The organism is Kocuria sp. CPCC 205263 (assembly GCF_040981075.1).
Taxonomy (GTDB): Bacteria; Actinomycetota; Actinomycetes; order Actinomycetales; family Micrococcaceae; genus Kocuria; species Kocuria rosea.
Window position 1 is genome coordinate 305,336 of record NZ_JAVKPV010000003.1, and the last position, 22,469, is coordinate 327,804.

General features: G+C 74.3%; 20 protein-coding genes. 18 read left to right on the plus strand and 2 right to left on the minus strand.

What is annotated here, in order from left to right; translation table 11 throughout:
- Positions 1 to 59: 59 nt before the first annotated feature.
- From efp to RF647_RS06280, 18 genes are all read left to right on the plus strand, one after another.
- Positions 60 to 623, plus strand: coding sequence for an elongation factor P (gene efp, locus RF647_RS06195; RefSeq protein ID WP_133410212.1), 564 nt, complete (start codon positions 60 to 62; stop codon positions 621 to 623).
- Entirely contained in the window at positions 620 to 1,030 is a 411-nt protein-coding gene (gene nusB / locus RF647_RS06200) for a transcription antitermination factor NusB (RefSeq protein WP_031282389.1), read from the plus strand. Before efp ends, nusB begins: the two co-directional genes overlap by 4 nt.
- 70 nt (positions 1,031 to 1,100) lie before the next feature.
- Complete coding sequence (locus RF647_RS06205) at positions 1,101 to 2,033, plus strand: ABC transporter ATP-binding protein (protein WP_368810969.1); 933 nt, start codon at positions 1,101 to 1,103, stop codon at positions 2,031 to 2,033.
- Positions 2,023 to 2,814 carry an ABC transporter permease gene (locus tag RF647_RS06210; protein ID WP_368810970.1) on the plus strand — a complete coding sequence of 264 codons (792 nt, stop codon included), beginning with the start codon at positions 2,023 to 2,025 and terminating at the stop codon, positions 2,812 to 2,814. The genes RF647_RS06205 and RF647_RS06210 overlap by 11 nt, the downstream gene beginning before the upstream one ends.
- Positions 2,815 to 2,941: 127 nt before the next feature.
- Positions 2,942 to 3,565, plus strand: a complete 624-nt coding sequence (pyrR, locus tag RF647_RS06215) for a bifunctional pyr operon transcriptional regulator/uracil phosphoribosyltransferase PyrR (RefSeq protein ID WP_017832300.1) — start codon at positions 2,942 to 2,944, stop codon at positions 3,563 to 3,565.
- Positions 3,562 to 4,560: an aspartate carbamoyltransferase catalytic subunit gene (locus RF647_RS06220; RefSeq protein ID WP_017832301.1), complete on the plus strand. Its 999-nt coding sequence runs from the start codon at positions 3,562 to 3,564 to the stop codon at positions 4,558 to 4,560. Before pyrR ends, RF647_RS06220 begins: the two co-directional genes overlap by 4 nt.
- 6 nt (positions 4,561 to 4,566) lie before the next feature.
- Complete coding sequence (locus tag RF647_RS06225; protein ID WP_368810971.1) at positions 4,567 to 5,883, plus strand: dihydroorotase; 1,317 nt, start codon at positions 4,567 to 4,569, stop codon at positions 5,881 to 5,883.
- Positions 5,884 to 5,923: 40 nt separating this feature from the next.
- Complete coding sequence (locus RF647_RS06230) at positions 5,924 to 6,427, plus strand: ABC transporter permease (protein ID WP_368810972.1); 504 nt, start codon at positions 5,924 to 5,926, stop codon at positions 6,425 to 6,427.
- Positions 6,428 to 6,488: 61 nt separating this feature from the next.
- Positions 6,489 to 7,745 (plus strand): glutamine-hydrolyzing carbamoyl-phosphate synthase small subunit, encoded by a 1,257-nt coding sequence (gene carA, locus RF647_RS06235; protein ID WP_368810973.1) that lies wholly within the window; start codon positions 6,489 to 6,491, stop codon positions 7,743 to 7,745.
- 1 nt (position 7,746) lies between these two features.
- A complete protein-coding gene (carB, locus tag RF647_RS06240) occupies positions 7,747 to 11,067 on the plus strand; it encodes a carbamoyl-phosphate synthase large subunit (protein WP_368810974.1) in 3,321 nt (1,106 codons plus the stop codon).
- The gene (gene pyrF / locus RF647_RS06245; protein ID WP_368810975.1) at positions 11,060 to 11,977 is read left to right on the plus strand and encodes an orotidine-5'-phosphate decarboxylase; all 918 of its coding nucleotides are present in this window, start codon (positions 11,060 to 11,062) and stop codon (positions 11,975 to 11,977) included. Before carB ends, pyrF begins: the two co-directional genes overlap by 8 nt.
- A gap of 176 nt (positions 11,978 to 12,153) precedes the next feature.
- A complete protein-coding gene (gene mihF, locus RF647_RS06250) occupies positions 12,154 to 12,468 on the plus strand; it encodes an integration host factor, actinobacterial type (RefSeq protein ID WP_368810977.1) in 315 nt (104 codons plus the stop codon).
- A 68-nt stretch (positions 12,469 to 12,536) separates the two neighbouring features.
- On the plus strand, positions 12,537 to 13,136 hold the full coding sequence (gene gmk / locus RF647_RS06255) for a guanylate kinase (RefSeq protein ID WP_368810978.1): 600 nt from the start codon (positions 12,537 to 12,539) through the stop codon (positions 13,134 to 13,136).
- Positions 13,137 to 13,165: 29 nt separating this feature from the next.
- On the plus strand, positions 13,166 to 13,723 hold the full coding sequence (gene rpoZ, locus RF647_RS06260) for a DNA-directed RNA polymerase subunit omega (RefSeq protein ID WP_017832309.1): 558 nt from the start codon (positions 13,166 to 13,168) through the stop codon (positions 13,721 to 13,723).
- Between the two features lie 34 nt (positions 13,724 to 13,757).
- Positions 13,758 to 14,990, plus strand: a complete 1,233-nt coding sequence (gene coaBC, locus RF647_RS06265) for a bifunctional phosphopantothenoylcysteine decarboxylase/phosphopantothenate--cysteine ligase CoaBC (protein WP_368810979.1) — start codon at positions 13,758 to 13,760, stop codon at positions 14,988 to 14,990.
- 70 nt (positions 14,991 to 15,060) lie between these two features.
- Positions 15,061 to 16,266: a methionine adenosyltransferase gene (metK, locus tag RF647_RS06270; RefSeq protein WP_368810980.1), complete on the plus strand. Its 1,206-nt coding sequence runs from the start codon at positions 15,061 to 15,063 to the stop codon at positions 16,264 to 16,266.
- 2 nt (positions 16,267 to 16,268) lie between these two features.
- Positions 16,269 to 18,383 carry a primosomal protein N' gene (locus RF647_RS06275; RefSeq protein ID WP_368810981.1) on the plus strand — a complete coding sequence of 705 codons (2,115 nt, stop codon included), beginning with the start codon at positions 16,269 to 16,271 and terminating at the stop codon, positions 18,381 to 18,383.
- Between the two features lie 128 nt (positions 18,384 to 18,511).
- Positions 18,512 to 19,993, plus strand: coding sequence for a glutamate--cysteine ligase (locus tag RF647_RS06280; RefSeq protein ID WP_368810982.1), 1,482 nt, complete (start codon positions 18,512 to 18,514; stop codon positions 19,991 to 19,993).
- On the opposite strand, the gene RF647_RS06285 is transcribed toward RF647_RS06280, so the two are convergent.
- Complete coding sequence (locus RF647_RS06285) at positions 19,990 to 21,111, minus strand: glycosyltransferase (protein ID WP_368810983.1); 1,122 nt, start codon at positions 21,109 to 21,111, stop codon at positions 19,990 to 19,992. The two genes, RF647_RS06280 and RF647_RS06285, sit on opposite strands and share 4 nt — an antisense overlap.
- Complete coding sequence (locus RF647_RS06290) at positions 21,108 to 22,265, minus strand: alpha/beta fold hydrolase (RefSeq protein WP_368810984.1); 1,158 nt, start codon at positions 22,263 to 22,265, stop codon at positions 21,108 to 21,110. The genes RF647_RS06285 and RF647_RS06290 overlap by 4 nt, the downstream gene beginning before the upstream one ends.
- Positions 22,266 to 22,469 lie beyond the last annotated feature (204 nt).

Consider the following 22,469-nt stretch of genomic DNA (forward strand, 5'->3'; position numbering starts at 1 on the left):
GACGACACCCCCTGTCCGCGCCGACCTGCCGACTTCGCAGACAACCAGAGAGAGAACCTGTGGCTACCACCAACGACATCAAGAACGGCACCGTCCTGAAGCTGGAGGGCAACCTTTGGAACGTGATCGAGTTCCAGCACGTGAAGCCGGGCAAGGGCGGGGCGTTCGTGCGCACCAAGATGCGCAACATCACCTCCGGGAAGGTCGTCGACAAGACCTTCAACGCCGGCGCCAAGATCGAGACCGCCACGGTGGACCGCAGCGAGTACCAGTACCTGTACCAGGACGGCGCCGACTACGTCTTCATGGACAACAAGACCTACGACCAGATCACCGTCCCCGGTGAGGTGGTGGGCGACGCCGCCAACTTCATGCTCGAGAACCTCAACGCGACCATCGCGCTGCACGAGGGGGCCCCGCTGTACATCGAGCTTCCCGCGTCCGTGGTCCTCGAGATCACCTACACCGAGCCGGGCCTGCAGGGCGACCGTTCCACCGGCGGTACCAAGCCCGCCACCGTGGAGACCGGCTACCAGATCCAGGTGCCGCTGTTCCTCGAGCAGGGCACCAAGGTCAAGGTCGACACCCGCACGGGTGACTACCTGGGCCGCGTCAACGAGTGAGCGCCCGGGGCAAGGCGCGCCGGCGCGCCGTGGAGATCCTCTTCGAGGCCGAGCAGCGTTCCGAGGACGCCCGCGAGGTCATGGAGCGGCGCCGGATGCACAGCGACTCGCAGGTCTCCCCGTACGCCGAGGAGCTCGTGCTCGGCGTCACGATGCGCCGCGGTGAGCTCGACGAGTACCTCGAGACGTACTCCCAGGGCTGGACCCTCGAGCGGATGCCCGCGGTGGACCGCAACGTGCTGCGCGTGGGGGCCTGGGAGCTGCTGTTCAACGACGACGTCCCGGACGGGGTCGCCGTGGCCGAGGCCGTGAGCCTCGCCAAGGAGCTCGCGGGCGACGACTCCCCGCGCTTCGTCAACGGCCTGCTGGGCCGGCTGCAGCAGATGAAGCCGACCCTGCTCGGCTGACGGGGCTTCCGGACCCCGCCCGGGGCGCTACCATTCCGGGACCACGACCGTGCGTCCCGGGGAGGTCCGCATGACAGCTCCCGCGCTGCGCCTGCAGGGCGTCTCGAAGCACTACGGGACCGTGCGCGCGGTCGACCGCGTCACCTTCGAGGTCCGCCCGGGGGAGGTCTACGCGCTGCTGGGCCTCAACGGCGCCGGCAAGACCACCGTCATGCGGACGGTCCTCGGCATGGTCCGGCCTTCGGCCGGGACCGTCACGGTCCTCGGCCGCGGGCGCGGCGACCGGTCGGTCTGGGCGGAGGTTGGCTACCTCGTGGAGACCGCCTCCGCCTACCCGGAGCTGACCGTGCGCGAGAACCTGGAGGTCGCCCGCCGGCTGCGCCGGCTGCGGTCGCCGAGCGCGGTGCAGGACGCCGTGGAGCTCTTCGGGCTGGGCGAGCACGCCGACCGCCGCGCCCGCGTCCTGTCCCGGGGCAACCTGCAGCGCCTGGCCCTGGCCCGGGCCGTGCTGCACCGCCCGTCCCTGCTGGTCCTGGACGAGCCCGTCAACGGACTGGACCCGGCCGGCGTCGTCGAGGTCCGCACCCTGCTCGAGTGCCTCGCCCGCGAGCACGGCACCGCCGTGCTGCTCTCCAGCCACATCCTGGGCGAGGTCGCCCGCCTCGCCACCCGGATCGGCGTCCTGCACCGGGGCGGGCTGCTCGACGAGTTCGCCACGGCCGCCCTGCCCGACCGGGTCCGCCGCCACCTGGAGCTCAGCACCCGCGACGACGCCCGGGCGGTGCGGGTCCTGGCCGCCGCCGGCTACGACGCGCACCGCGCGGGGCCCGCGGTCGTGCTCGGCGACGCCCGGGCCGCGGACCGCCCGGACGCCGTGTCCGCCGCCCTCGTCCACGGCGGCGTGCCCCCCACCGGCCTCGCGGTGGTCCGCGAGGACCTCGAGGCCTACTTCCTGCGCCTGGTGGGCGCGCAGCACCTGGAAGAGCGCTCCGGTGACCGGTGAGCAGGCGGCCGCCCTCGGGGCGGAGGCGCTGAAGCTGCGCCGCTCCCGCGTGCCCTGGGCCACCGCCGGGGCCGTGGCCCTCGCGGCCGCGGTCGGGGCGTTCTTCATGTACGTGCTCCAGGACGTCGACCGGGCCCGGGCGCTGGGGCTGCTCGGCGCCAAGGCGCAGCTCACCGGCGGCAACGCGGACTGGCCGGGGTACTTCGCCCTCACCGCGCAGACCGTCGCGGTGGGCGGGCTGATCATCTTCGGGACCGCCGCGATCTGGCTCTTCGGCCGGGAGTTCTCCGACCGGACCACGACCGACCTGCTGGCCCTGCCCACCTCCCGCACCGCCGTGGTCCTGGCCAAGATGCTGCTGCTGCTCGCCTGGTGCGCGGCGCTGGCCGTGCTCCTCCTCGTGCTGGTGCTCGCCCTCGGCGCGGCCCTGGGGCTGCCCGGCTGGTCGGCCGGCGTCGCCCTGCGTGGGGCCGGCGGTGTCCTCGGCACCGGGCTGCTCTCGGCGGGCCTGGCGGCGTCCTACGGGCTGGCCGCCAGCGTGGGCCGGGGCTACCTGCCCGCCGTGGCGGTCCTGTTCCTCACCGTCCTCGTGGCCCAGGTGCTCGCCGCGGTCGGGCACGGCGCGTGGTTCCCCTGGGCCGTGCCCGCCCTGCTCGCCGGGACGGCCGGCCCGGACGCCGCCGGCGCCGGTCCGGGCGGCGTCCTGGGCGTCGTGCTCGTCGCCCTCGGCTCCGCCGCGGCCACCGCCGCCTGGTGGGAGCGGACCGACCACAGCGCCTAGCCCGGGCGGGGTCGCCGGGGGAGGCGGGCGTCACACCGGGCCCGGGGCGTCAGGGCCGCTGTGCTAGTTTGGGGCGAGCAAGCAACCTTTAAGTCCGTCCTGTGAGGCGGGGAAGGAGGCGGCACCCATGAACGACGACACCTCCGCGGCCGGTCCCTCGACGGGACCCGCGGCCGCGCGCGTCATCCTCTCGGCAGCCGACATCGACCGCGCCCTTACGCGCATCGCCCACGAGATCCTCGAGGCCAACAGGGGCAGCTCGGACCTCGTCCTGCTCGGCATCCCGCGCCGCGGCTATCCGCTGGCCCAGCGGATCGCCGCCAAGATCGCCGCCTCTGACACCGGCTTCGACGCCGCCGCGAGCCTCGGCCAGCTCGACGTCACAATGTTCCGCGACGACCTGCGCAAGAACCCCGCCCGCGCCCCCCAGCCGACCCGCATCCCCGTGCAGGGCATCGACGGGCGCACCGTGGTCCTCGTCGACGACGTCCTGTACTCCGGGCGCACGGTGCGCGCGGCCCTCGACGCCCTCGTGGACGTCGGGCGCCCTCGCGTGGTCCGCCTCGCCGTGCTCGTGGACCGCGGCCACCGGGAGCTGCCCATCCGTGCCGACCATGTGGGCAAGAACCTGCCCACCTCCTCCCAGGAGAAGGTCCGGGTCCGGCTGGCCGAGACCGACCCGGAGCCCCGCGCGGCAGAGAACGCCGACTGCGTGGTCATCGAGACCACCGTGCCGGGAACCGGCGCATGAGGCACCTGCTGTCCACGAAGGACCTCTCCTACGACGCCGCCCTGACGTTCCTGGACACCGCGGACCAGATGGCCGCCGTGGGCCAGCGCTCCGTCAAGAAGCTCCCCGCGCTGCGGGGCCGCACCGTGGTCAACCTCTTCTTCGAGGACTCGACCCGCACCCGCATCTCCTTCGAGACGGCCGCCAAGCGCCTGTCCGCGGACGTCCTCAACTTCTCCGCCAAGGGCTCCTCGGTCTCGAAGGGCGAGTCCCTCAAGGACACCGCCCAGACCCTCGCGGCGATGAGCGCCGACGCCGTGGTGATCCGGCACTCGGCCTCCGGCTCCCCGCAACAGCTCGCGGAGTCCGACTGGATCGACGCCGCGGTGGTCAACGCCGGCGACGGCACCCACGAGCACCCCACGCAGGCCCTGCTCGACGCCATGACCCTGCGCCAGCACCGTGCCCGCACCGAGGGCCGCGAGAGCACCCGCGGGCTCGACCTCGAGGGCATGCACGTGGTGATCGTCGGCGACGTCCTGCACTCCCGGGTGGCCCGCTCCGACCTGTGGCTGTTCACCACCCTGGGCGCCCGGGTCACGTTCGTGGCCCCGCCCACCCTGCTGCCCGTCGGCATCGCGGACTGGCCGTGCCGGGTGGTCTTCTCCCTCGACGAGGCCCTGGACCCCGCCCCGGACGCCGTGATGATGCTGCGCGTGCAGCGGGAGCGGATGCACGCCGCGTTCTTCCCGACCGCCCAGGAGTACGCCCGGGAGTGGGGGCTGACCCCCGAGCGGGTCGCCGCCCTCGACGCCGCCGGGGCCGCCACGGCGATCATGCACCCGGGGCCCATGAACCGCGGGCTGGAGATCTCCTCCGCCGCGGCGGACTCCCCGCGCTCCACGGTCCTGGACCAGGTGCGCAACGGCGTCTCCGTGCGGATGTCGGTGCTCTACCTGCTGCTCTCCGGCGACGACCTCGACCCCACCTCCACCCCGCACCCCCAGGAGCGCTGACCTCTCGTGACCTCGTACCTCATCCAGGGCGCCCAGCTGCTCGGCGAGCAGACCGCCGACATCCTCGTCGAGGACGGCGTGATCCGGCGCATCGGCCCCGACCTCGCCGCGGACGCGGGCGACGCCCGGGTCCTCGACGCCGCCGGGCTCGTGGCCCTGCCCGGGCTCGTGGACATCCACACGCACCTGCGCGAGCCCGGCCGGGAGGACGCCGAGACCGTCGAGACCGGCACCCGGGCGGCCGCGCTCGGCGGCTACACCGCGGTCTTCGCGATGGCCAACTCCGATCCCGTGGCGGACACCGCCGGTGTGGTGGAGCAGGTCCACGAGCTGGGCCGCTCCGCGGGCTGGGTCGAGGTCCGTCCCGTGGGCGCCGTGACCGTGGGTCTCCAGGGCGAGCGGCTGTCCGAGATCATGGCGATGGCCGAGTCCCGCGCGGGCGTGCGGATGTTCTCCGACGACGGCATGTGCGTGCACGACCCGGTGCTCATGCGCCGGGCCCTGGAGTACGTCAAGGGCTTCGACGGCGTCGTGGCCCAGCACGCCCAGGAGCCGCGGCTGACGGAGGGCGCCCAGATGAACGAGGGCGCCGTGTCCGCCGAGCTCGGGCTGACGGGCTGGCCCGCCGTCGCGGAGGAGGCCATCATCGCCCGCGACGTGCTGCTCGCCGAGCACGTCGGCTCCCGCGTGCACATCTGCCACCTCTCGACCAGGGGCTCCGTAGACATCGTCCGCTGGGCCAAGCAGCGCGGCATCGACGTCACCGCCGAGGCCACCCCGCACCACCTGCTGCTCACCGACGAGCGGGTCCGCAGCTTCGACCCGGTGTTCAAGGTCAACCCGCCGCTGCGCACGGACGAGGACGTGCACGCCCTGCGCGAAGCCGTGGCCGACGGCACCATCGACGTGATCGGCACCGACCACGCCCCGCACCCGGCCGAGGACAAGGAGTGCGAGTGGTCCTGCGCGGCCAACGGGATGACCGGGCTCGAGACCGCGCTGTCCGTGGTCCAGCTCAGCCTCGTCGACACCGGCCTGCTGACCTGGCGCGACGTCGCCCGGATCACCTCGGCGACCCCCGCCCGGATCGGGCGCCTCGCGGGCCAGGGCCGGCCCCTCGAGGAGGGCGAGCCCGCGAACATCACCCTGTGGGACCCGGCCGCGACCACCGTGGTGGACCCCGCCCGGCACGCGTCCAAGGGCCGCAACAGCCCCTACCGCGGCATGGAGCTGCCCGGTGCGGTCCGCGCCACCTTCTTCCGCGGCCACCCCACCGTCCTCGAGGGGGCTCTCAACACCCCCGCCCCGACCCCCGCCGCCTGACCGCGCCGACCCCCTTCCACCGCCCGGAGGCCCCCGTCCCATGGACCAGCTCAGCACCGTGCTCGTCACGGTCATCGTCCTCGCCGTGCTCTTCGCCCTGCTCCGCCGGGGCTGGCGCACGCGCGTGCGACGCCAGTCGGGGATCGCGGCGCCGGCCGCGCCGCCCGAGGGGATCGAGGAGCGCGAGCCCCGGCTCGTGGTCCCGGGCATGTACGTGAGCACCACGGAGACCGGCGCCCCGCTCGAGCGGATCGCGGCCCACGGACTGGGCGTGCGCGCCCGGGCGACGGCCCTGGTCCACGACGACGGCGTGCTCCTGGACCGGCAGGGCGCCCCGGGCCTGTTCGTCCCCGCCGCCGACCTCGTGACCGTGGGCACCAGCTCCGGCATGGTCGGCAAGTTCGTGGAGCGGGACGGGCTCGCCGTGCTGACCTGGCGGCTGGGCTCCACCGTGGTGGACACCGGCTTCCGCACCCAGCGGGCCGAGGACAAGCAGCGCCTCCTCGACGCCGTGGAGGCGATCGTCCCGGCACCGCACTCCTGACCCGCCGGCGGCACCCGCCGCCCCGCCTTCCAGACCCACAGACCCGAACGTGAGGACGACCTTGAGCTCGATCACCACTGACCCCGCCGTGCTCGTGCTGGAGGACGGCCGCGTCTTCCGCGGCCGCGCCTACGGCGCCCTCGGCACCGCCCTCGGCGAGGCCGTGTTCTCCACCGGCATGACCGGCTACCAGGAGACCATCACCGACCCGTCCTACGCCGGCCAGCTCGTCGTGCAGACCGCCCCGCACATCGGCAACACCGGCGTCAACGCCGCCGACGCCGAGTCCCGGCAGATCTGGGTGTCCGGCTACGTCGTGCGCGACGCCGCCCGCCGCCCGTCCAACTGGCGCTCCGAGGGGTCCCTCGACGAGCAGCTGGTGGCGCAGGGCGTCGTCGGCATCCAGGACGTCGACACCCGGGCCATCACCCGCCACCTGCGGGACCGCGGCGCGATGCGCGGCGGGATCTTCTCCGGGGACGCCGCGCTGCGCCCCGACGCCGAGCTCGTGGCCGAGGTCGGCGCCGCCGAACGAATGGAGGGGCGCCGGCTCGCCGAGACCGTCTCCGCCCCGGAGGCCTACGTCGTGGAGCCCGCCGAGCACGGCTGGACCGGCGAGGTCCTGCACGAGCTGGTGGCGGTGGACCTCGGCATCAAGTCGATGACCCCGCACCGCTTCGCCGAGCGCGGGGTGCGGGTGCACGTGGTGCCCGCCGACACCGGCTTCGAGCAGATCCGGGCCCTGGCCCCGCGCGGGGTGTTCTTCTCCAACGGCCCCGGCGACCCCGCCACCGCCGAGCGGCAGATCGAGACGCTGCGGGAGGTGCTGCGCGCCGGGATCCCGTTCTTCGGCATCTGCTTCGGCAACCAGCTGCTCGGCCGGGCCCTGGGCTTCGGCACCTACAAGCTGGTCTTCGGCCACCGCGGGATCAACCAGCCGGTCCTGGACCGGCGGACCGGGCGCGTGGAGATCACCGCCCACAACCACGGCTTCGCGGTGGACGCGCCCCTGGACGGCCCGGTCGAGGCGCCCCTGGGCGAGTTCGGCCGCGTCGAGGTCAGCCACGTGTGCCTCAACGACGACGTGGTGGAGGGCCTCAACTGCCTCGACCTGCCCGCGTTCTCGGTGCAGTACCACCCGGAGGCCGCCGCAGGCCCGCACGACGCCTCCTACCTCTTCGGCCGGTTCATCGAGCTGATGGACAGCCACCGGGACGGCCGCGCCGACCCGACCATCGACAACGCCGTCCCCGGCGGCGCCCAAGGCGCCCAGAGCTCCGAGGACACCCCGAACGCACAGGAAGAAGGGCAGAACTGACATGCCGCGCAGGACAGATCTCACCAGCGTTCTGGTCATCGGCTCCGGGCCGATCGTCATCGGACAGGCCGCGGAGTTCGACTACTCGGGCACGCAGGCCCTCCGGGTGCTCAAGGAGGAGGGCCTGCGTGTCATCCTCGTGAACTCCAACCCGGCGACCATCATGACCGACCCCGAGTTCGCCGACGCGACCTACGTGGAGCCCATCACCCCCGAGGTGGTGGAGAAGATCATCGCCAAGGAGCGGCCCGACGCCCTGCTGCCCACCCTGGGCGGGCAGACCGCGCTCAACACGGCGATCGCCCTCGACGCCAACGGAGTGCTCGACAAGTACGGGGTGGAGCTGATCGGCGCCAACGTCGAGGCCATCAACCTGGGCGAGGACCGCGAGAAGTTCAAGGGGGTGGTGGAGCGCTGCGGCGCCGAGTCCGCCCGCTCCGTCATCGTGCACTCCATGCCCGAGGCCCTGGCCGCCGCCGAGGAGCTGGGCTACCCCATGGTGGTCCGCCCGTCCTTCACGATGGGCGGCCTCGGCTCGGGCCTGGCCTACGACGAGGAGGACCTGCACCGCATCGCCGGCGCCGGCATCCAGTACAGCCCCACCTCCGAGGTGCTCCTCGAGGAGTCCATCCTCGGCTGGAAGGAGTACGAGCTGGAGATGATGCGCGACAAGCACGACAACGTCGTGGTCGTGTGCTCCATCGAGAACTTCGACCCCGTGGGCGTGCACACCGGGGACTCGATCACCGTGGCCCCGGCCATGACGCTGACCGACCGCGAGTACCAGAACCTGCGGGACATCGCGATCGCCGTGATCCGCGAGGTCGGCGTGGACACCGGCGGGTGCAACATCCAGTTCGCGATCGAGCCGGACACCGGCCGCGTCGTCGTCATCGAGATGAACCCGCGCGTCTCCCGCTCCTCGGCCCTCGCCTCCAAGGCCACGGGCTTCCCGATCGCCAAGATCGCCACGAAGCTGTCGCTGGGCTACACCCTCGACGAGATCCCCAACGACATCACCCGCAAGACCCCCGCGTCCTTCGAGCCGACGCTGGACTACGTCGTCGTGAAGATCCCGCGCTTCGCGTTCGAGAAGTTCCCGGCCGCGGACCCCACGCTGACCACCACCATGAAGTCGGTCGGCGAGGCCATGGCGATCGGGCGCAACTTCACCGAGGCGCTGCAGAAAGCCATGCGCTCCCTCGAGCAGAAGGGCTCCAGCTTCTCGTTCGTGCGCCCCGAGCTCGACGACGACGCCCTGGCGCGGCTCGTCGACGCCACCCGCACGCCCACCACCGAGCGGATCCAGCAGGTCCAGCAGGCCCTGCTGGCCGGCGCGTCCGTGGAGCGGCTCTACGAGGCCACGGGCATCGACCCCTGGTTCCTCGACCAGCTGGTGCTGCTCAACGAGGTCGCGGACGTGGTGCGCCAGGACGCCGACCTCACGGTGCGCACCCTGCGCCTGGCCAAGCGGCACGGCTTCTCCGACGCCCAGATCGGCGAGCTCGCCCACCTGGCCGAGGACGTGGTCCGCGGCGTGCGCCACGCGCTGGGCATCCGCCCCGTGTTCAAGACCGTGGACACGTGCGCGGCGGAGTTCGAGGCGTTCACCCCGTACCACTACTCCTCCTACGACGAGGAGAGCGAGGTCGGGCGGCACGAGCGCCCCTCCATCATGATCCTCGGCTCAGGGCCGAACCGGATCGGGCAGGGCATCGAGTTCGACTACTCGTGCGTGCACGCCTCCATGGTGCTGCGCGAGGCCGGGCACGAGACCGTGATGGTCAACTGCAACCCGGAGACCGTCTCCACCGACTACGACGTCTCCACGCGGCTGTACTTCGAACCGCTGACCTTCGAGGACGTCATGGAGGTCGTCGAGACGGAGCGGCGCACCGGCGGGCTGCTGGGGGTGTTCGTGCAGCTCGGCGGGCAGACCCCGCTCAAGCTCGCCGCCCAGCTCAAGGCCGCGGGCGTGCCGATCCTCGGCACCACCCCGGAGGCCATCGACCTCGCCGAGGACCGCGGGGAGTTCGCCCGGGTGCTCGCCGAGGCCGGGCTGCGCCAGCCGAAGAACGGCACGGCGTCCACCTTCGAGGCCGCCAAGCGGATCGCGGACGACATCGGCTACCCGGTGCTCGTGCGCCCCTCGTACGTGCTCGGCGGCCGCGGCATGGAGATCGTGTACGACGAGCCGGCCCTGGCCCGCTACCTGCAGAACGCCACCGAGGTCTCCGCCTCGCGGCCCGCGCTGATCGACAAGTTCCTCGAGGACGCCATCGAGATCGACGTGGACGCCCTCTACGACGGGGCGGACCTGTACGTGGGCGGCGTCATGGAGCACCTCGAGGAGGCCGGCATCCACTCCGGGGACTCCGCGTGCACCCTGCCGTCCATCACCCTCGGCCCGGACGTGGTCGAGCGCGTGCGCGAGGCCACCCTGGCCATCGCCCGCGGCGTGGGCGTGTGCGGGCTCATCAACATCCAGTTCGCCGTGGCCTCCGACATCCTCTACGTCATCGAGGCCAACCCGCGGGCCTCCCGCACCGTGCCGTTCGTCTCCAAGGCCACGGGCGTGCAGCTGGCCAAGGCCGCCGCCCTGATCGGCACCGGCACCACCATCGCCCAGCTGCGGGCCCAGGGCCACCTGCCGCAGCGCATCGACGGGTCCACGCTGCCCGCCTCGGCCCCCGTGGCCGTGAAGGAGGCCGTCCTGCCCTTCGCGCGCTTCCGCACCGCCGAGGGGGCCGTGGTCGACTCCCTGCTCGGCCCGGAGATGCGCTCCACCGGCGAGGTCATGGGCCTGGACAAGTACTTCGACACCGCCTTCGCCAAGGCGCAGGCGGCGGCGAACGTCTCCCTGCCCACGTCCGGGCGGATGTTCGTGTCCGTGGCCAACAAGGACAAGCGCTCCTCGATCGCCTACGTGCGGATGTTCCGTGACCTCGGCTTCGAGATCCTCGCCACCGGCGGCACCGCGGACGTGCTGCGCCGCAACGGCATCGAGTCCACCGTGGTCCGCAAGATCCGCGAGACGGCCCCCGGGGAGCGGACCATCGTGGACCTCATCGCCGACGGGGAGATCGACCTGATCTTCAACACCCCGGCCGGCGGCGCCGCCCGCGGCGACGGCTACGAGATCCGCGCCGCGGCCACCAGCGTGGGCGTGCCCCTGATGACCACGGTCTCCGTGCTGGGCGCCGCCCTGCAGGCCGTCACCGCGCTGCGCGCCTACTCGTGGGACGTGACGAGCCTGCAGGAGCACGAGCAGCGCCTGGAGGCCCTCCTGCGCGCCGACGAGCCCGAGGCCGTGCGTGCCTGAGGACACCGCCCCGGTGCCCGGCCCGGTGACCCCGGCGCCCGGCCGGGCGCCCTTCGGCGCGCGGCTGGGCGCCGCGATGGACGAGCACGGGCCCCTGTGCGTGGGCATCGACCCGCACCCCGGCCTGCTGGACGCGTGGGGCCTGCCCCGCTCCGCCGAGGGCCTGCGCCGGTTCGCGCTGACTGTCCTGGAGGCCGCCGCCGGGCACGCCGCCGCGATCAAGCCCCAGGTGGCGCTGTTCGAGCCCTACGGCGCCGCCGGCTTCGCCGTGCTCGAGGAGCTGCTCGCGCAGGCGCGCTCGGCGGAGCTGCTGACGGTCGCCGACGCCAAGCGCGGGGACATCGGCTCCACGATGGAGGCCTACGCGGCCGCGTGGCTGGGGGAGGGGTCCCCGCTCGCGGCGGACGCCGTGACCCTGAGCCCCTACCTCGGCTTCGAGTCGCTGCGACCGGCCCTCGACCTGGCGGCCCGCACCGGCCGCGGCACGTTCGTGCTGGCGCTGACCTCCAACCCCGAGGGTCGCTCCGTCCAGCACGTCGGGGGCCGGGAGTCGGTGGCCGGCTCCGTGTGCGCCGCGGCCGCCGCCGAGAACGACCGGCTCCGCGGTTCCGGGGGAGAGCCTGCCGTCCGGGCCGGTCTCGGCTCCTGCGGGCTCGTGGTGGGCGCGACGGTCGGCAGCGCGCTGACCGAGCTCGGCATCGACCTGACGGCCGTGCGCGGGCCGCTGCTCGCCCCCGGCTACGGCGCGCAGGGCGCCCGCGCCGAGGAGCTCCCGGCCGTGTTCGGCGCCGCGGCCGGGCAGGTGCTCGCGGCCTCGAGCCGGGCGATCCTGCGCAGGGGACCGGAGATGCCTGCGCTGCGGGAGGCGGTCCTGCGCTCGGCAGGAGAGCTGGCGGCAGCCCTGGACTGAGCCCTCGCGGTGGTCCCGCGCCTCCTCCCGCCGGCTCCCCGGCGACGACACCCCTGGTCACACCACGGTCGTGTCGCCTTGCGAAGCATCGATCTTCATGTAGTTTCTTTAGCAAACGGGCTGTCCGTCCTCTCGTGGGACGGGGGCTGCAGTCCGTGGCGACGAGGAGGAACCACATGGCACTGCGTCCGTTGACCGACGAGGAGCGAGCCGCCGCGAGAGAGAAGGCCACCCGGGCACGGACGGCGCGCGCCGACGTGAAGAAGGGGCTGCACGAGCGCCGCATGACGGTCGCCGAGATCCTCGACCGCGCGGACCGGGACGAGGCCGTGAGCCGACTGAAGGTCTCGGACCTGCTCGAGGCCACCCCCGGCATCGGCAAGGTCCGCTCCGCGGCCATCATGGACGAGATCGGCATCGCCCGCACCCGGCGGCTGCGCGGGCTCGGCGTGCACCAGCGCAGGGCGCTCATCGAGCATCTGGACCGCTGAGCCGGGCGGGGCGCCGAGGCCCCGGGCGCGATCCGCTAGATTGGGGGAAACACCCCAGTCCCAGGAGGATGCCCGTGAGCCTCGACGCGCCCCGCGCCGCGCGCCCGTCCCTGACCGTGCTCGCCGGACCCACGGCCGTGGGCAAGGGCACGGTCTCGACCTACGTCCGGGACCACTACCCGCAGGTGTGGCTGTCCGTGTCCGCGACCACCCGGGACCCCCGCCCCGGGGAGATCGACGGCACCCACTACTTCTTCGTCTCCGACGAGGAGTTCGACGCCATGGCCCGCGACGGGCAGCTGCTGGAGTGGGCCGTGGTGCACAACTCGCACCGCTACGGCACGCTGCGCTCCACCGTGGAGCAGGCCCTCGGGCGCGGGCTCAGCGTCCTGCTCGAGATCGACCTGCAGGGCGCCCGCCAGATCCGCAACACCATGCCGGAGGCCAACTTCGTGTTCCTCGCCCCGCCCAGCTGGGACGAGATGGTCGCCCGGCTCGTCGGCCGGGGCACCGAGACGGCGGCCGAACAGCGGGTCCGGCTGGAAACCGCTAAACTGGAGCTCGCGGCAGAGCCGGAGTTCGACCACACCGTGATCAACGACCGGGTCGAGCGCGCCGCCGCCGAACTCGTGCAGCTCATGGGGGTCGACCCCGAGCCGGCATCCTGAGACCCGTCCACCCCGTCTGGAGCAATCGCTTGTCTACCCACACCGAAGGCATCATCAACCCGCCGATCGACGCCCTGCTGAAGAAGTCCGACTCCAAGTACGGGCTCGTGATCTTCGGCGCCCGGCGGGCCCGGCAGATCAATGCCTACTACTCGCAGCTGCACGAGGGCCTCTTCGAGTACGTCGGTCCCCTCGTGGACACCCAGCTCAACGAGAAGCCGCTGTCGATCGCCTTCCGCGAGATCGACGAGGGCCTCATCGAGGGCCGCCCGGTCGAGCACGCCGGGTTCGCCGAGAACGGCCAGCTCACCACGGAGGCCGACCTCGCCGCCGACGTCTTCGGCGCCGACTTCTTCGCCCAGGGCACCGAGGAGAGCGCCGTGGACTTCTCCGCGGACGCCGCCTTCTCCGGCGGCACCTCGGTGGACTTCTCCTCGGGCGACGACAGCCCGGCCGAGCCGCTGGGCGACCTGCCCGGCAGCGGCGCGGCCATCGCCGCCGACAACGCCTCCGACGGCGCCGGCGACGCGGCGGACGCCGCTCCGGAAGAGCCGGGGCGCGAGCCCGGGGACCTCCAGGACCTGTGAGCGGGCCGGCACCCCGACGACGGGGCGCGGCGGCGTGAGGATCGTCCTCGGCATCGGCGGGGGCATCGCCGCGTACAAGGCGGCGCTGCTCCTGCGCCTGTTCACCGAGAGCGGCCACACGGTGGTGCCCGTTCCCACCGAGGCCGCGCTGCGCTTCGTCGGCGCCCCCACCTGGGAGGCGCTCTCGGGTCAGCGGGTCAGCACGGACGTCTTCGACCGGGTGGACGAGGTCAACCACGTCCACCAGGGCCAGGCCGCCGACCTCGTCGTCGTCGCCCCGGCGACCGCCGACCTGCTGGCGCGCGCCGCCCACGGGCACGCCGACGACCTGCTGACCACCACGCTGCTCGCCACGCGCGCCCCGGTGCTGTTCGCCCCGGCGATGCACACCGAGATGTGGCTCAACCCGGCCGTGCAGGCCAACGTCGCGCAGCTGCGCGCCCACGGGCACACCGTCCTGGAGCCCGCCGACGGCCGGCTCACCGGCCCCGACTCGGGCCCCGGCCGGCTGCCCGAGCCCGAGGTCGTCCGCGACGCCGCGCTGCGCCTGGCCGGGGACGGCGGCGCCCCCGACGGCCCGCTGGCCGGCACGCGGGTGCTCGTGAGCGCGGGCGGCACCCGCGAGCCGCTGGACCCCGTCCGTTTCCTGGGCAACCGCTCCTCCGGCAAGCAGGGCGTGGCGATCGCCGCCGCCGCCCGGGACGCCGGCGCCGCGGTCACCCTCGTGGCCGCCCACCTCGAGACGCCGGTGCCCGCCGGCGTCGAGGTCGTGCACGCCGGCACCGCGGAGCAGCTGCGCCGCGCCTGCGTGCGCGCCGCGGCGCGGGCCGACGTCGTGGTGATGGCCGCCGCGGTGGCCGACTACCGCCCGGCCCGGATCGCCGACGCCAAGCTGAAGAAGGCCGAGGATGGGTCCAACCCGGTGCTCGAGCTGGTGCGCAACCCCGACGTCCTCAGGGAGCTCGTGGACCTGCGCAACACCGCCCGGCGCCGCCAGCTCCTCGTCGGCTTCGCCGCCGAGACCGGGGACGCCGAGACCGACCCCCTGACGTTCGGGCGCCGGAAGCTCGTGCGCAAGGGCTGCGACCTGCTGGCCGTCAACCACGTGGGCGAGAACCTCGTCTTCGGCCAGGACACCACCACCCTGACCGTGCTCAGCGCGGCCGGTGCCCCCGAGCAGGTGCTCGAGGGCTCCAAGGCGGACGTGGCCCGCGGGCTCGTGGCGCGGATCTCGCAGGAGCTGGCCGGCGTCCGCGCCGGAGCCTGACCCGCCCGGGCCGGCGGCGCCGACCGGTGCGGCGCTGCGCCGTCCGGGGCGCCCGGTAGTGTGGTCTCCCGTGAGCGAGACGACCCAGCACTTGAGACTGTTCACCTCCGAGTCCGTCACGGAGGGACACCCCGACAAGATCTGCGACCAGATCAGCGACTCCATCCTGGACGACCTCCTGCGCCAGGACCCCGAGTCCTCCGTGGCGGTCGAGACCATGGTGACCACCGGGCTGGTGCACGTCGCCGGCGAGGTGAAGACCCGCGGCTACGTGGAGATCCCCAACGTGGTGCGCAAGACGCTGCTCGACATCGGCTACAACTCCTCGGTGCACGGCTTCGACGGCGAGTTCTGCGGGGTGTCCATCAGCGTCGGGGAGCAGTCCCCGGAGATCTACGAGGGCGTGTTCCAGTCCCTCGAGGTCCGCGAGGGCACCGCCCGCGACGCCCGCGACGTCCAGGGCGCCGGGGACCAGGGCATCATGTTCGGCTACGCCTCCAACGAGACGGAGGTGCTGATGCCGGCGCCGATCCACATCGCCCACCGCCTCTCCGAGCAGCTCACCCGCGTGCGCAAGACCGCCGTGCTGCCGGGTCTGCGCCCCGACGGCAAGACCCAGGTCACCCTCGGCTACGACGGCGACCGCCCGGTGGCCGTGGACACCGTGGTGGTCTCCGCCCAGCACGTCGAGGGCTACGACCTCGACCAGCTCGCCTCCGACCTGCGGCGCAGCGTGATCAGCCCCGTGCTCGAGGAGTCCGGGCTGGACCTCTCCGGCACCCAGGTGATCATCAACCCGGCCGGCAACTTCGTGCGCGGCGGGCCCGTGGGGGACGCCGGTCTGACCGGCCGCAAGATCATCGTGGACACCTACGGCGGCATGGCCCGCCACGGCGGGGGCGCCTTCTCCGGCAAGGACCCCTCGAAGGTGGACCGTTCCGCCGCCTACGCGATGCGCTGGGTGGCCAAGAACGTGGTGGCGGCCGGCCTCGCCGACCGCGTGGAGGTCCAGGTCGCGTACGCGATCGGGCGCGCCGCCCCCGTCGGGCTCTACGTCGAGACCTTCGGCACCGAGAAGGTCGCCCCCACCCGGATCGAGCACGCCATCCGTGAGGTCTTCGACCTGCGGCCGCTGGCCATCATCGAGGACCTGGACCTCAAGCGCCCCATCTACGCGCGCACCGCCGCGCACGGGCACTTCGGCCGCTCCGAGCCCGAGTTCACCTGGGAGCGCACCGACCGCGTCGCGGACCTGCGGTCGGCCGCCGGGGTCTGACCGTGGACCCGGAGGGCGCCGGGGACGCCGCGGAGGGCCCGCGGCAGCTGTCGCTCCTCTCGGGCTTCCCGCCCCGGCCGCCGCGCGAGGACGCGAAGGGTGTGGGCGCGGTGCTGCCGGCCGAGCACGACCCCGTGGCCCGGGTGCTGCTGGACACCCACGTCCCGCACCTCGACCGTCCGTTCGACTACCTCGTGCCGGCCGAGCTGGCCGGGGCGGCGGTGCCGGGCGCCCGCGTCAAGGTCGGCTTCGGCGGGCAGGAGCTGACGGGCTTCGTGCTCGAGCGCACGGGCGAGTCCGAGGTCATGCACCGGATCCAGCCCCTGCGCCGGGTGCTGTCCCCGCTGCCCGTGCTGGCCCCGGAGATCGCGCGGCTGGCCGAGGACGTCGCCGCCCGCTCGGCCGGCACGGCCGCGGACGTCGTCCGGGTGGCCGTCCCGCCCCGCGTCGCCCGCGTGGAGAAGGAGGTCGAGCAGCGGCTGGCCGAGGTGCCCGGCCACTCGACCGGGCTGTCCCCGCACGCCCCGGGCCCCTCCCACGACGCCGCGCTGGCGGACTACGCCGGCGGTGCGCAGTTCCTGGCGGAGCTGGCGGCGGGGGCCTCCCCGCGGGCCGTCGTCGAGGTGCTGCCCGCCCATCCCGCCCACGACTGGACGGACGTCCTGGCCGCCGCGATCGGCGCGGCGTGGCGGGCCGGGCGCGGGGCGGTCGCCGTCGTCGCGGACCAGAAGGCGCTGGCGCGGCTCGAGCGCTCGGTCGCGGACGAGATCGGCGGGGAGCACCTGGTGCGCCTGCACGCCGAGGACGGGCCCACGCCCCGCTACCGGGCGTTCCTCGCCGCGGCCACCGGGCAGGTCCGGGTGGTCCTCGGCACCCGCTCCGCCGCGTACGCCCCCGTGGACGACCTCGGCCTCGTGGCGTGCTTCGACGACGGCGACGAGAACCTCGTGGAGCAGCGCGCCCCCTACCAGCACGTCCGGGACGTGCTGCTGCTGCGCGCCGGGCGCAGCGGGTGCGCGGCGCTGTTCGCCGGTCACGCGGTCAGCCCCGAGGCGCAGCGGCTCGTCGTCTCCGGGTGGGCCCGCCGGATCGCCCCCGCGCGGGACGTGCTGCGCGTCCACGCCCCGCGGATCGTCTCCACCGCCGACTCCTTCCACGCAGCCCGGGACCCGATGGCCTCCCGGGCCCGGCTGCCCGAGACCGCCTACCGCGCGGCCCGCGAGGCCCTCGAGCGGGGCCCCGTCCTGGTCCAGGTCGCCCGCGCCGGCTACGCCCCGCACCTCGCCTGCGAGCGCTGCCGGGAGCCCGCCCGCTGCACCGCCTGCGACGGGCCCCTCGGGGTCGTGTCCCGGCGCGGGGTGCCCCGGTGCGGCTGGTGCGGCCGCTCGGCGCACGCCTGGTCCTGCGCCGCCTGCGGGTCCCCCCGGATGCGCCTGGTCACCGTCGGGGCGCTGCGCACCGCCGAGGAGCTGGGGCGGGCGTTCCCGAAGGTGCCCGTCGTGGCGTCCTCGGGCGACGCGGTGCGCGCGGACGTCCCCGGCACGCCCGCCCTCGTCGTGGCCACCCCGGGCGCCGAGCCGGTCGCGGAGGGCGGCTACGCGGCCGCCCTGCTGCTGGACGGCAACCGGATGCTGATGCGCCCCGCCCTGCGCGCCGCGGAGCAGACGCTGCGCCGGTGGTTCAACGCCGCCGCGCTGGTGCGCCGCGCCCGGGACGGCGGGATCGTGGTGGTCACCGCGGAGCACGAGGCCGCCGTGGGCGCGCTCGTGCGGTGGGACCCGGCCGGGTACGCCGAGCGCGAGCTGGTGGAGCGCCAGTCCCTGGGCCTGCCCCCGGCCGTGCGCTCGGCGGCCGTGACGGGCCCGGCCGCGGCGGTCGCGGCGTTCCTGGCCGACCTCGAGCTGCCGCCCGCCGTGCGGGTCATCGGGCCCGCGCCCCTGGAGGACCACGAGCCCGGGCCCGACGGGGAGCCGGCCCCGCACCGGGCGCTGCTGTTCTTCGGCTACGGCGTGGCCGGGGAGGTCACCCGGCGGCTGCGGGCCGCCCGGTCGAAAGCCTCTGCGCTGCGCAAGCACGCCCCGGTGCACGTGCGCTGCGACGTCACCGACCTGCTCTGAGGACCACGCCGGCCGGGGCGCACCCGCGGACGGCGCAGCGGCGGGTGCGCCCGGGTGTTGGCGCACGGGCCGCTGTGTGGTTGGTTGGTGTCCTGGGGCCGCGCCGCGGCCGGGAGTCGGAGGCCACCGTGGGCGAAGAGGTCAGTTCCCGCAGCTACACGCGCGAGCAGCGCCAGCGCTACCGGGAGAAGGTCCGCGAGGACCTTGACGTGTTCGAGCAGATGCTCGCCCGCGCCTCGTTCGAGTTCGACCGGCCCATGACGGGGCTGGAGATCGAGCTCAACCTCGTCGACGGGAGGTTCGACCCGCACTTCCACAACGACGAGGTGCTCGCCGCGATCGCCGACCCCGGGTACCAGACCGAGCTGGCGCGGTACAACATCGAGCTCAACGTGCCTCCCCGCCCGCTGCCCGGACGGGCCGCCCTGGAGCTCGAGGAGGACCTGCGCGCCTCGCTGAACGCCGCGGACGCCGCGGCCCGCGGGGTCGGCTCGCGGATCGTGACGATCGGCATCCTGCCCACCCTGCGGCCCGAGCACTACGAGCAGGAGTGGATCAGCGACAACAACCGCTACACGGCGCTCAACGACTCCATCTTCGTGGCGCGCGGGGAGGACATCCGCCTCGAGATCGAGGGGCCCACCGGTGAGCGGGTCGACACCTGGTGCGACTCGATCGCCCCCGAGTCGGCGTGCACCAGCGTCCAGCTGCACCTGCAGGTCGCCCCCGCCCAGTTCGCGTCGCACTGGAACGCCGCCCAGGCGCTGTCCGCCCCGCAGATCGCCCTCGGCGCGAACAGCCCGTTCTTCTACGGCCGGCGGCTGCACGCCGAGACCCGGATCGCGCTGTTCACCCAAGCCACGGACACCCGCCCGGTCGAGCTGAAGAACCAGGGGGTGCGCCCGCGGGTGTTCTTCGGCGAGCGGTGGATCACCTCGATCTTCGACCTGTTCGAGGAGAACGTCCGCTGGTTCCCGGCGCTGCTGGCCGAGAGCTCCGAGGAGGACCCGGCCGCGAAGCTGCGGGCCGGGATCGCCCCGGACCTCTCGGAGCTGCGGCTGCACAACGGGACGGTCTACCGCTGGAACCGGCCGATCTACGACGTCGTCGGCGGCCGCCCGCACCTGCGGGTGGAGAACCGGGTGCTGCCCGCGGGCCCGACGATCACCGACGTGATGGCCAACGCCGCGTTCTACTACGGGGCCGCGCGCGTGCTGGCCCGGCAGGAGCGGCCGGTGTGGACCCGGATGAGCTTCCCGGCCTGCGCCGAGAACTTTACCCGCGCCGCCCGGGACGGCATCGACGCCCGGCTGTACTGGCCCGGCTTCGGGGAGGTCAGCGCCGACGAGCTCGTCCTGCGCCACCTCCTCCCGCTGGCCCACCAGGGCCTCGAGGAGTGGGGGGTCGCCCCGGAGGTGCGCGAGCGCTATCTGGGGATCATCGAGGGCCGGTGCGTCTCGGGGGTCAACGGCGCGGTGTGGCAGACCCGGGCGGTGGAGCACTTCGAGCGCCACGGCGCGGACCGGCCCACCGCCCTGCGCCGGATGCTGGAGGCCTACGCCGAGCACATGGACGAGAACGAGCCGGTGCACACCTGGTCGGTGCCCTAGGCGCGGCGGCGCCGGGTGCGGGCCTCGTGGACGCCGCGGGCGACCGCCAGCAGCTCGCGCGCGGAGTCATCCCACGAGTAGGCCCGGGCCCGCTCGAGCCCGGCCAGCACCCGGGCGCGGGCCCGGGCCGGGTCCTCGAGCGCGCGCACGGCGGCGGCGAACCCGGCGTCGTCGCCGGGCGCGGCGTAGCCGGCGGCGCCCCCGGCGACCTCCCGGAAGATCGGCAGGTCGCTGCACACCACGGGCGTGCCCGCCGCGAGCGCCTCCACGAGCGGCAGCCCGTATCCCTCGGCCCGGGACGCGTGCACCAGGGCGGCCGCCTCGGCGAGCAGGGCGGCGTACTCGGTCTCGTCCACCCCGTCGTGGAAGACGACCCGCGCCCCGTCCGGGACGAGGGCCTCCAGCTGGGCGCGGCGGGCGGGGGAGATCCGGGAGAGCAGGTGCAGCTCGTGGTCCGGGAGCCGGCCGGCCGCGCGCAGCAGGGTCTCCACGTTCTTGTACGGGAGGAAGGAGCCCATGTAGAGCAGCTTCCGGCTGCGCCGGGGCAGCCGTGCCAGGGCCTGCCCGGTGGGGAGCACGGAACCGGGCTGGGGGGCGTTGGGCACCACGTGCACGGGGCGGCGGGTGAGCCGGTGGGCGGCGATCAGCTCCCGGGTGGTGTGCGAGACGGTCACCACGGCGTCGGCGCGGTCCAGCAGGACCCGCTGGGGCCACCAGGCCCGGTGGTAGAGCCGCCAGCCGGCCCGCACGGCGGCGGGCAGGTCCCCGGGCGGCTCGGGGTGGTCGTAGTAGATGAGGTCGTGCAGGGTGAGGATCAACCCGTGCCGGCGGCCCGCGGAGCCCATGGTCTGCATGGGGGAGAACACGACGTCGGGCGCGTACCGGTTGAGCACCAGCGCCGTGGCGGCCTCGGCGGCCGACACGGGGGAGGGCCCGGTGACGTGCGGGAGCTCCGGCAGCCGGGCGAGCTGGCGGGGGTCGCTGACGAGCAGGGCCACGTCCAGGCCGGGGGTTGCGCCGGCGAGACCGGCCACGGCCTCGGCCAGGCTCGCCCCGTAGCGGCTGATCCCGTCGTGGCGGTCGGGACGGGTGTAGCGGGCGTCCAGGAGCAGTCTCACCGGCGGCGTCCTCCGGGCTGGTCCCGGCGGGCCCGGTGCCCGCGGCGCACGATGCGCTGCAGACCGGTGAACGGGGCGGTGTCGGGGGCGGGGGCGTCGGCGGGGGGCGCCTGCGTGTGCAGCGCGGGCGGCCCGCCGTCCGGTCCGGGGGGCGGGCCGGGGACCGGCTCGGGGGCCGGGGAGGAGAGGAAGTCGTGGACCAGCTCGGCGGTGCGCCCGGGGGCCTCGTAGTGGATGAGGTGGCCCACGCCGTCGAGGACCTCGAGGCGGTGCCGGGGGATCCAGGAGGCCATGGTCCGCTGCGCGGCGAGCGAGCCCAGCTCGTCCTGCGCGCCCACGACCAGCAGGGTCGGCATGCTCAGCTGCATCGCGACCTCCGCGACGGTGTGCGAGACGGAGGCCTCGTAGGCCTCCAGCAGCACGTCCCGGTCCGCGAAGGACGAGAAGTAGGCGCGGTGCTGGTGGCGCACGTAGCCGCGCACCCGGGGGTCCTGCGACTTGGTCATCACCCCGCTCATCGCGTCCGTGACGAGCCAGCTGGAGAGCAGCCGCCGGCCCAGCCGCCGGGGCAGGGCCCGGCCCAGCCGGTAGTAGCCCACCGTCAGGCGGCTCAGCAGCGCCTGTTCGCCCTCCAGCGCGGGCTCGCAGATCGGGTTGACGAGCACCAGCCGCTCGACCATCGCCGGGTGGGCGGCGGCGAAGTGGGCGGCGACCACCGAGCCGAAGGAGTGGCCCAGCACGGCGACCCCGTGCGGGGCGCCGTCGTGCACCGCGCCGTCGGTGAGGGTCTCCACGAAGCCGCGCAGGAACTCCGCGTACCCGGCGATGTCGTGGGGCCGGTCGGGGAAGGGCTCGGAGCGGCCGAAGCCGGGCAGGTCGGGGACGACCACGTGGTAGCGCTCGCGGAGCCGGTCGGCGACCAGTTGCAGGCCGTGGTGGTCGCCGCGGAAGCCGTGGACCAGCACGAGCAGGGGCTTGGGGGCCCGGTCGACGTCGTAGAACCAGTAGCGCACCTTGTGCCCGCCCAGGACCATGCTGCGCCGCTCTGCCCAGGGGTTCTGCACCGCACTGTCCGGCACGTCGGCGTCGCGGCCCGTGCCGGTGGGCCTGCCGCCGTCCGCCGCGCCGTGCCGTGCGCCGGCCGCTGCCGCCATGGTTCCTCCCTGCGGGCCCGGCAGGCGCCCGGTGCGTCCCGGCCCGCTGTCGATGCTAGCCGCTGCGGGCCGGGGGGCCGGGCGGCGCTGGGCTAGGATGGGACGGATTCCACCACCGTCGGCGCACCGCCGGGCATCCGTGATGCCCGGGTGCCGCACACGCGACCGCGCGCCGCCCGTTCCGGGGCCGGCGGCGGTCCACGA

Coding starts and splice junctions, on each gene's coding strand:
- gmk (WP_368810978.1), top strand. CDS start 12,537: ATGCCCGTGAGCCTCGACGCGCCCCGCGCCGCGCGCCCGTCCCTGACC.
- RF647_RS06205 (WP_368810969.1), top strand. CDS start 1,101: ATGACAGCTCCCGCGCTGCGCCTGCAGGGCGTCTCGAAGCACTACGGG.
- RF647_RS06290 (WP_368810984.1), bottom strand. CDS start 22,265: ATGGCGGCAGCGGCCGGCGCACGGCACGGCGCGGCGGACGGCGGCAGG.
- RF647_RS06230 (WP_368810972.1), top strand. CDS start 5,924: ATGGACCAGCTCAGCACCGTGCTCGTCACGGTCATCGTCCTCGCCGTG.
- mihF (WP_368810977.1), top strand. CDS start 12,154: ATGGCACTGCGTCCGTTGACCGACGAGGAGCGAGCCGCCGCGAGAGAG.
- carB (WP_368810974.1), top strand. CDS start 7,747: ATGCCGCGCAGGACAGATCTCACCAGCGTTCTGGTCATCGGCTCCGGG.
- RF647_RS06220 (WP_017832301.1), top strand. CDS start 3,562: ATGAGGCACCTGCTGTCCACGAAGGACCTCTCCTACGACGCCGCCCTG.
- pyrR (WP_017832300.1), top strand. CDS start 2,942: ATGAACGACGACACCTCCGCGGCCGGTCCCTCGACGGGACCCGCGGCC.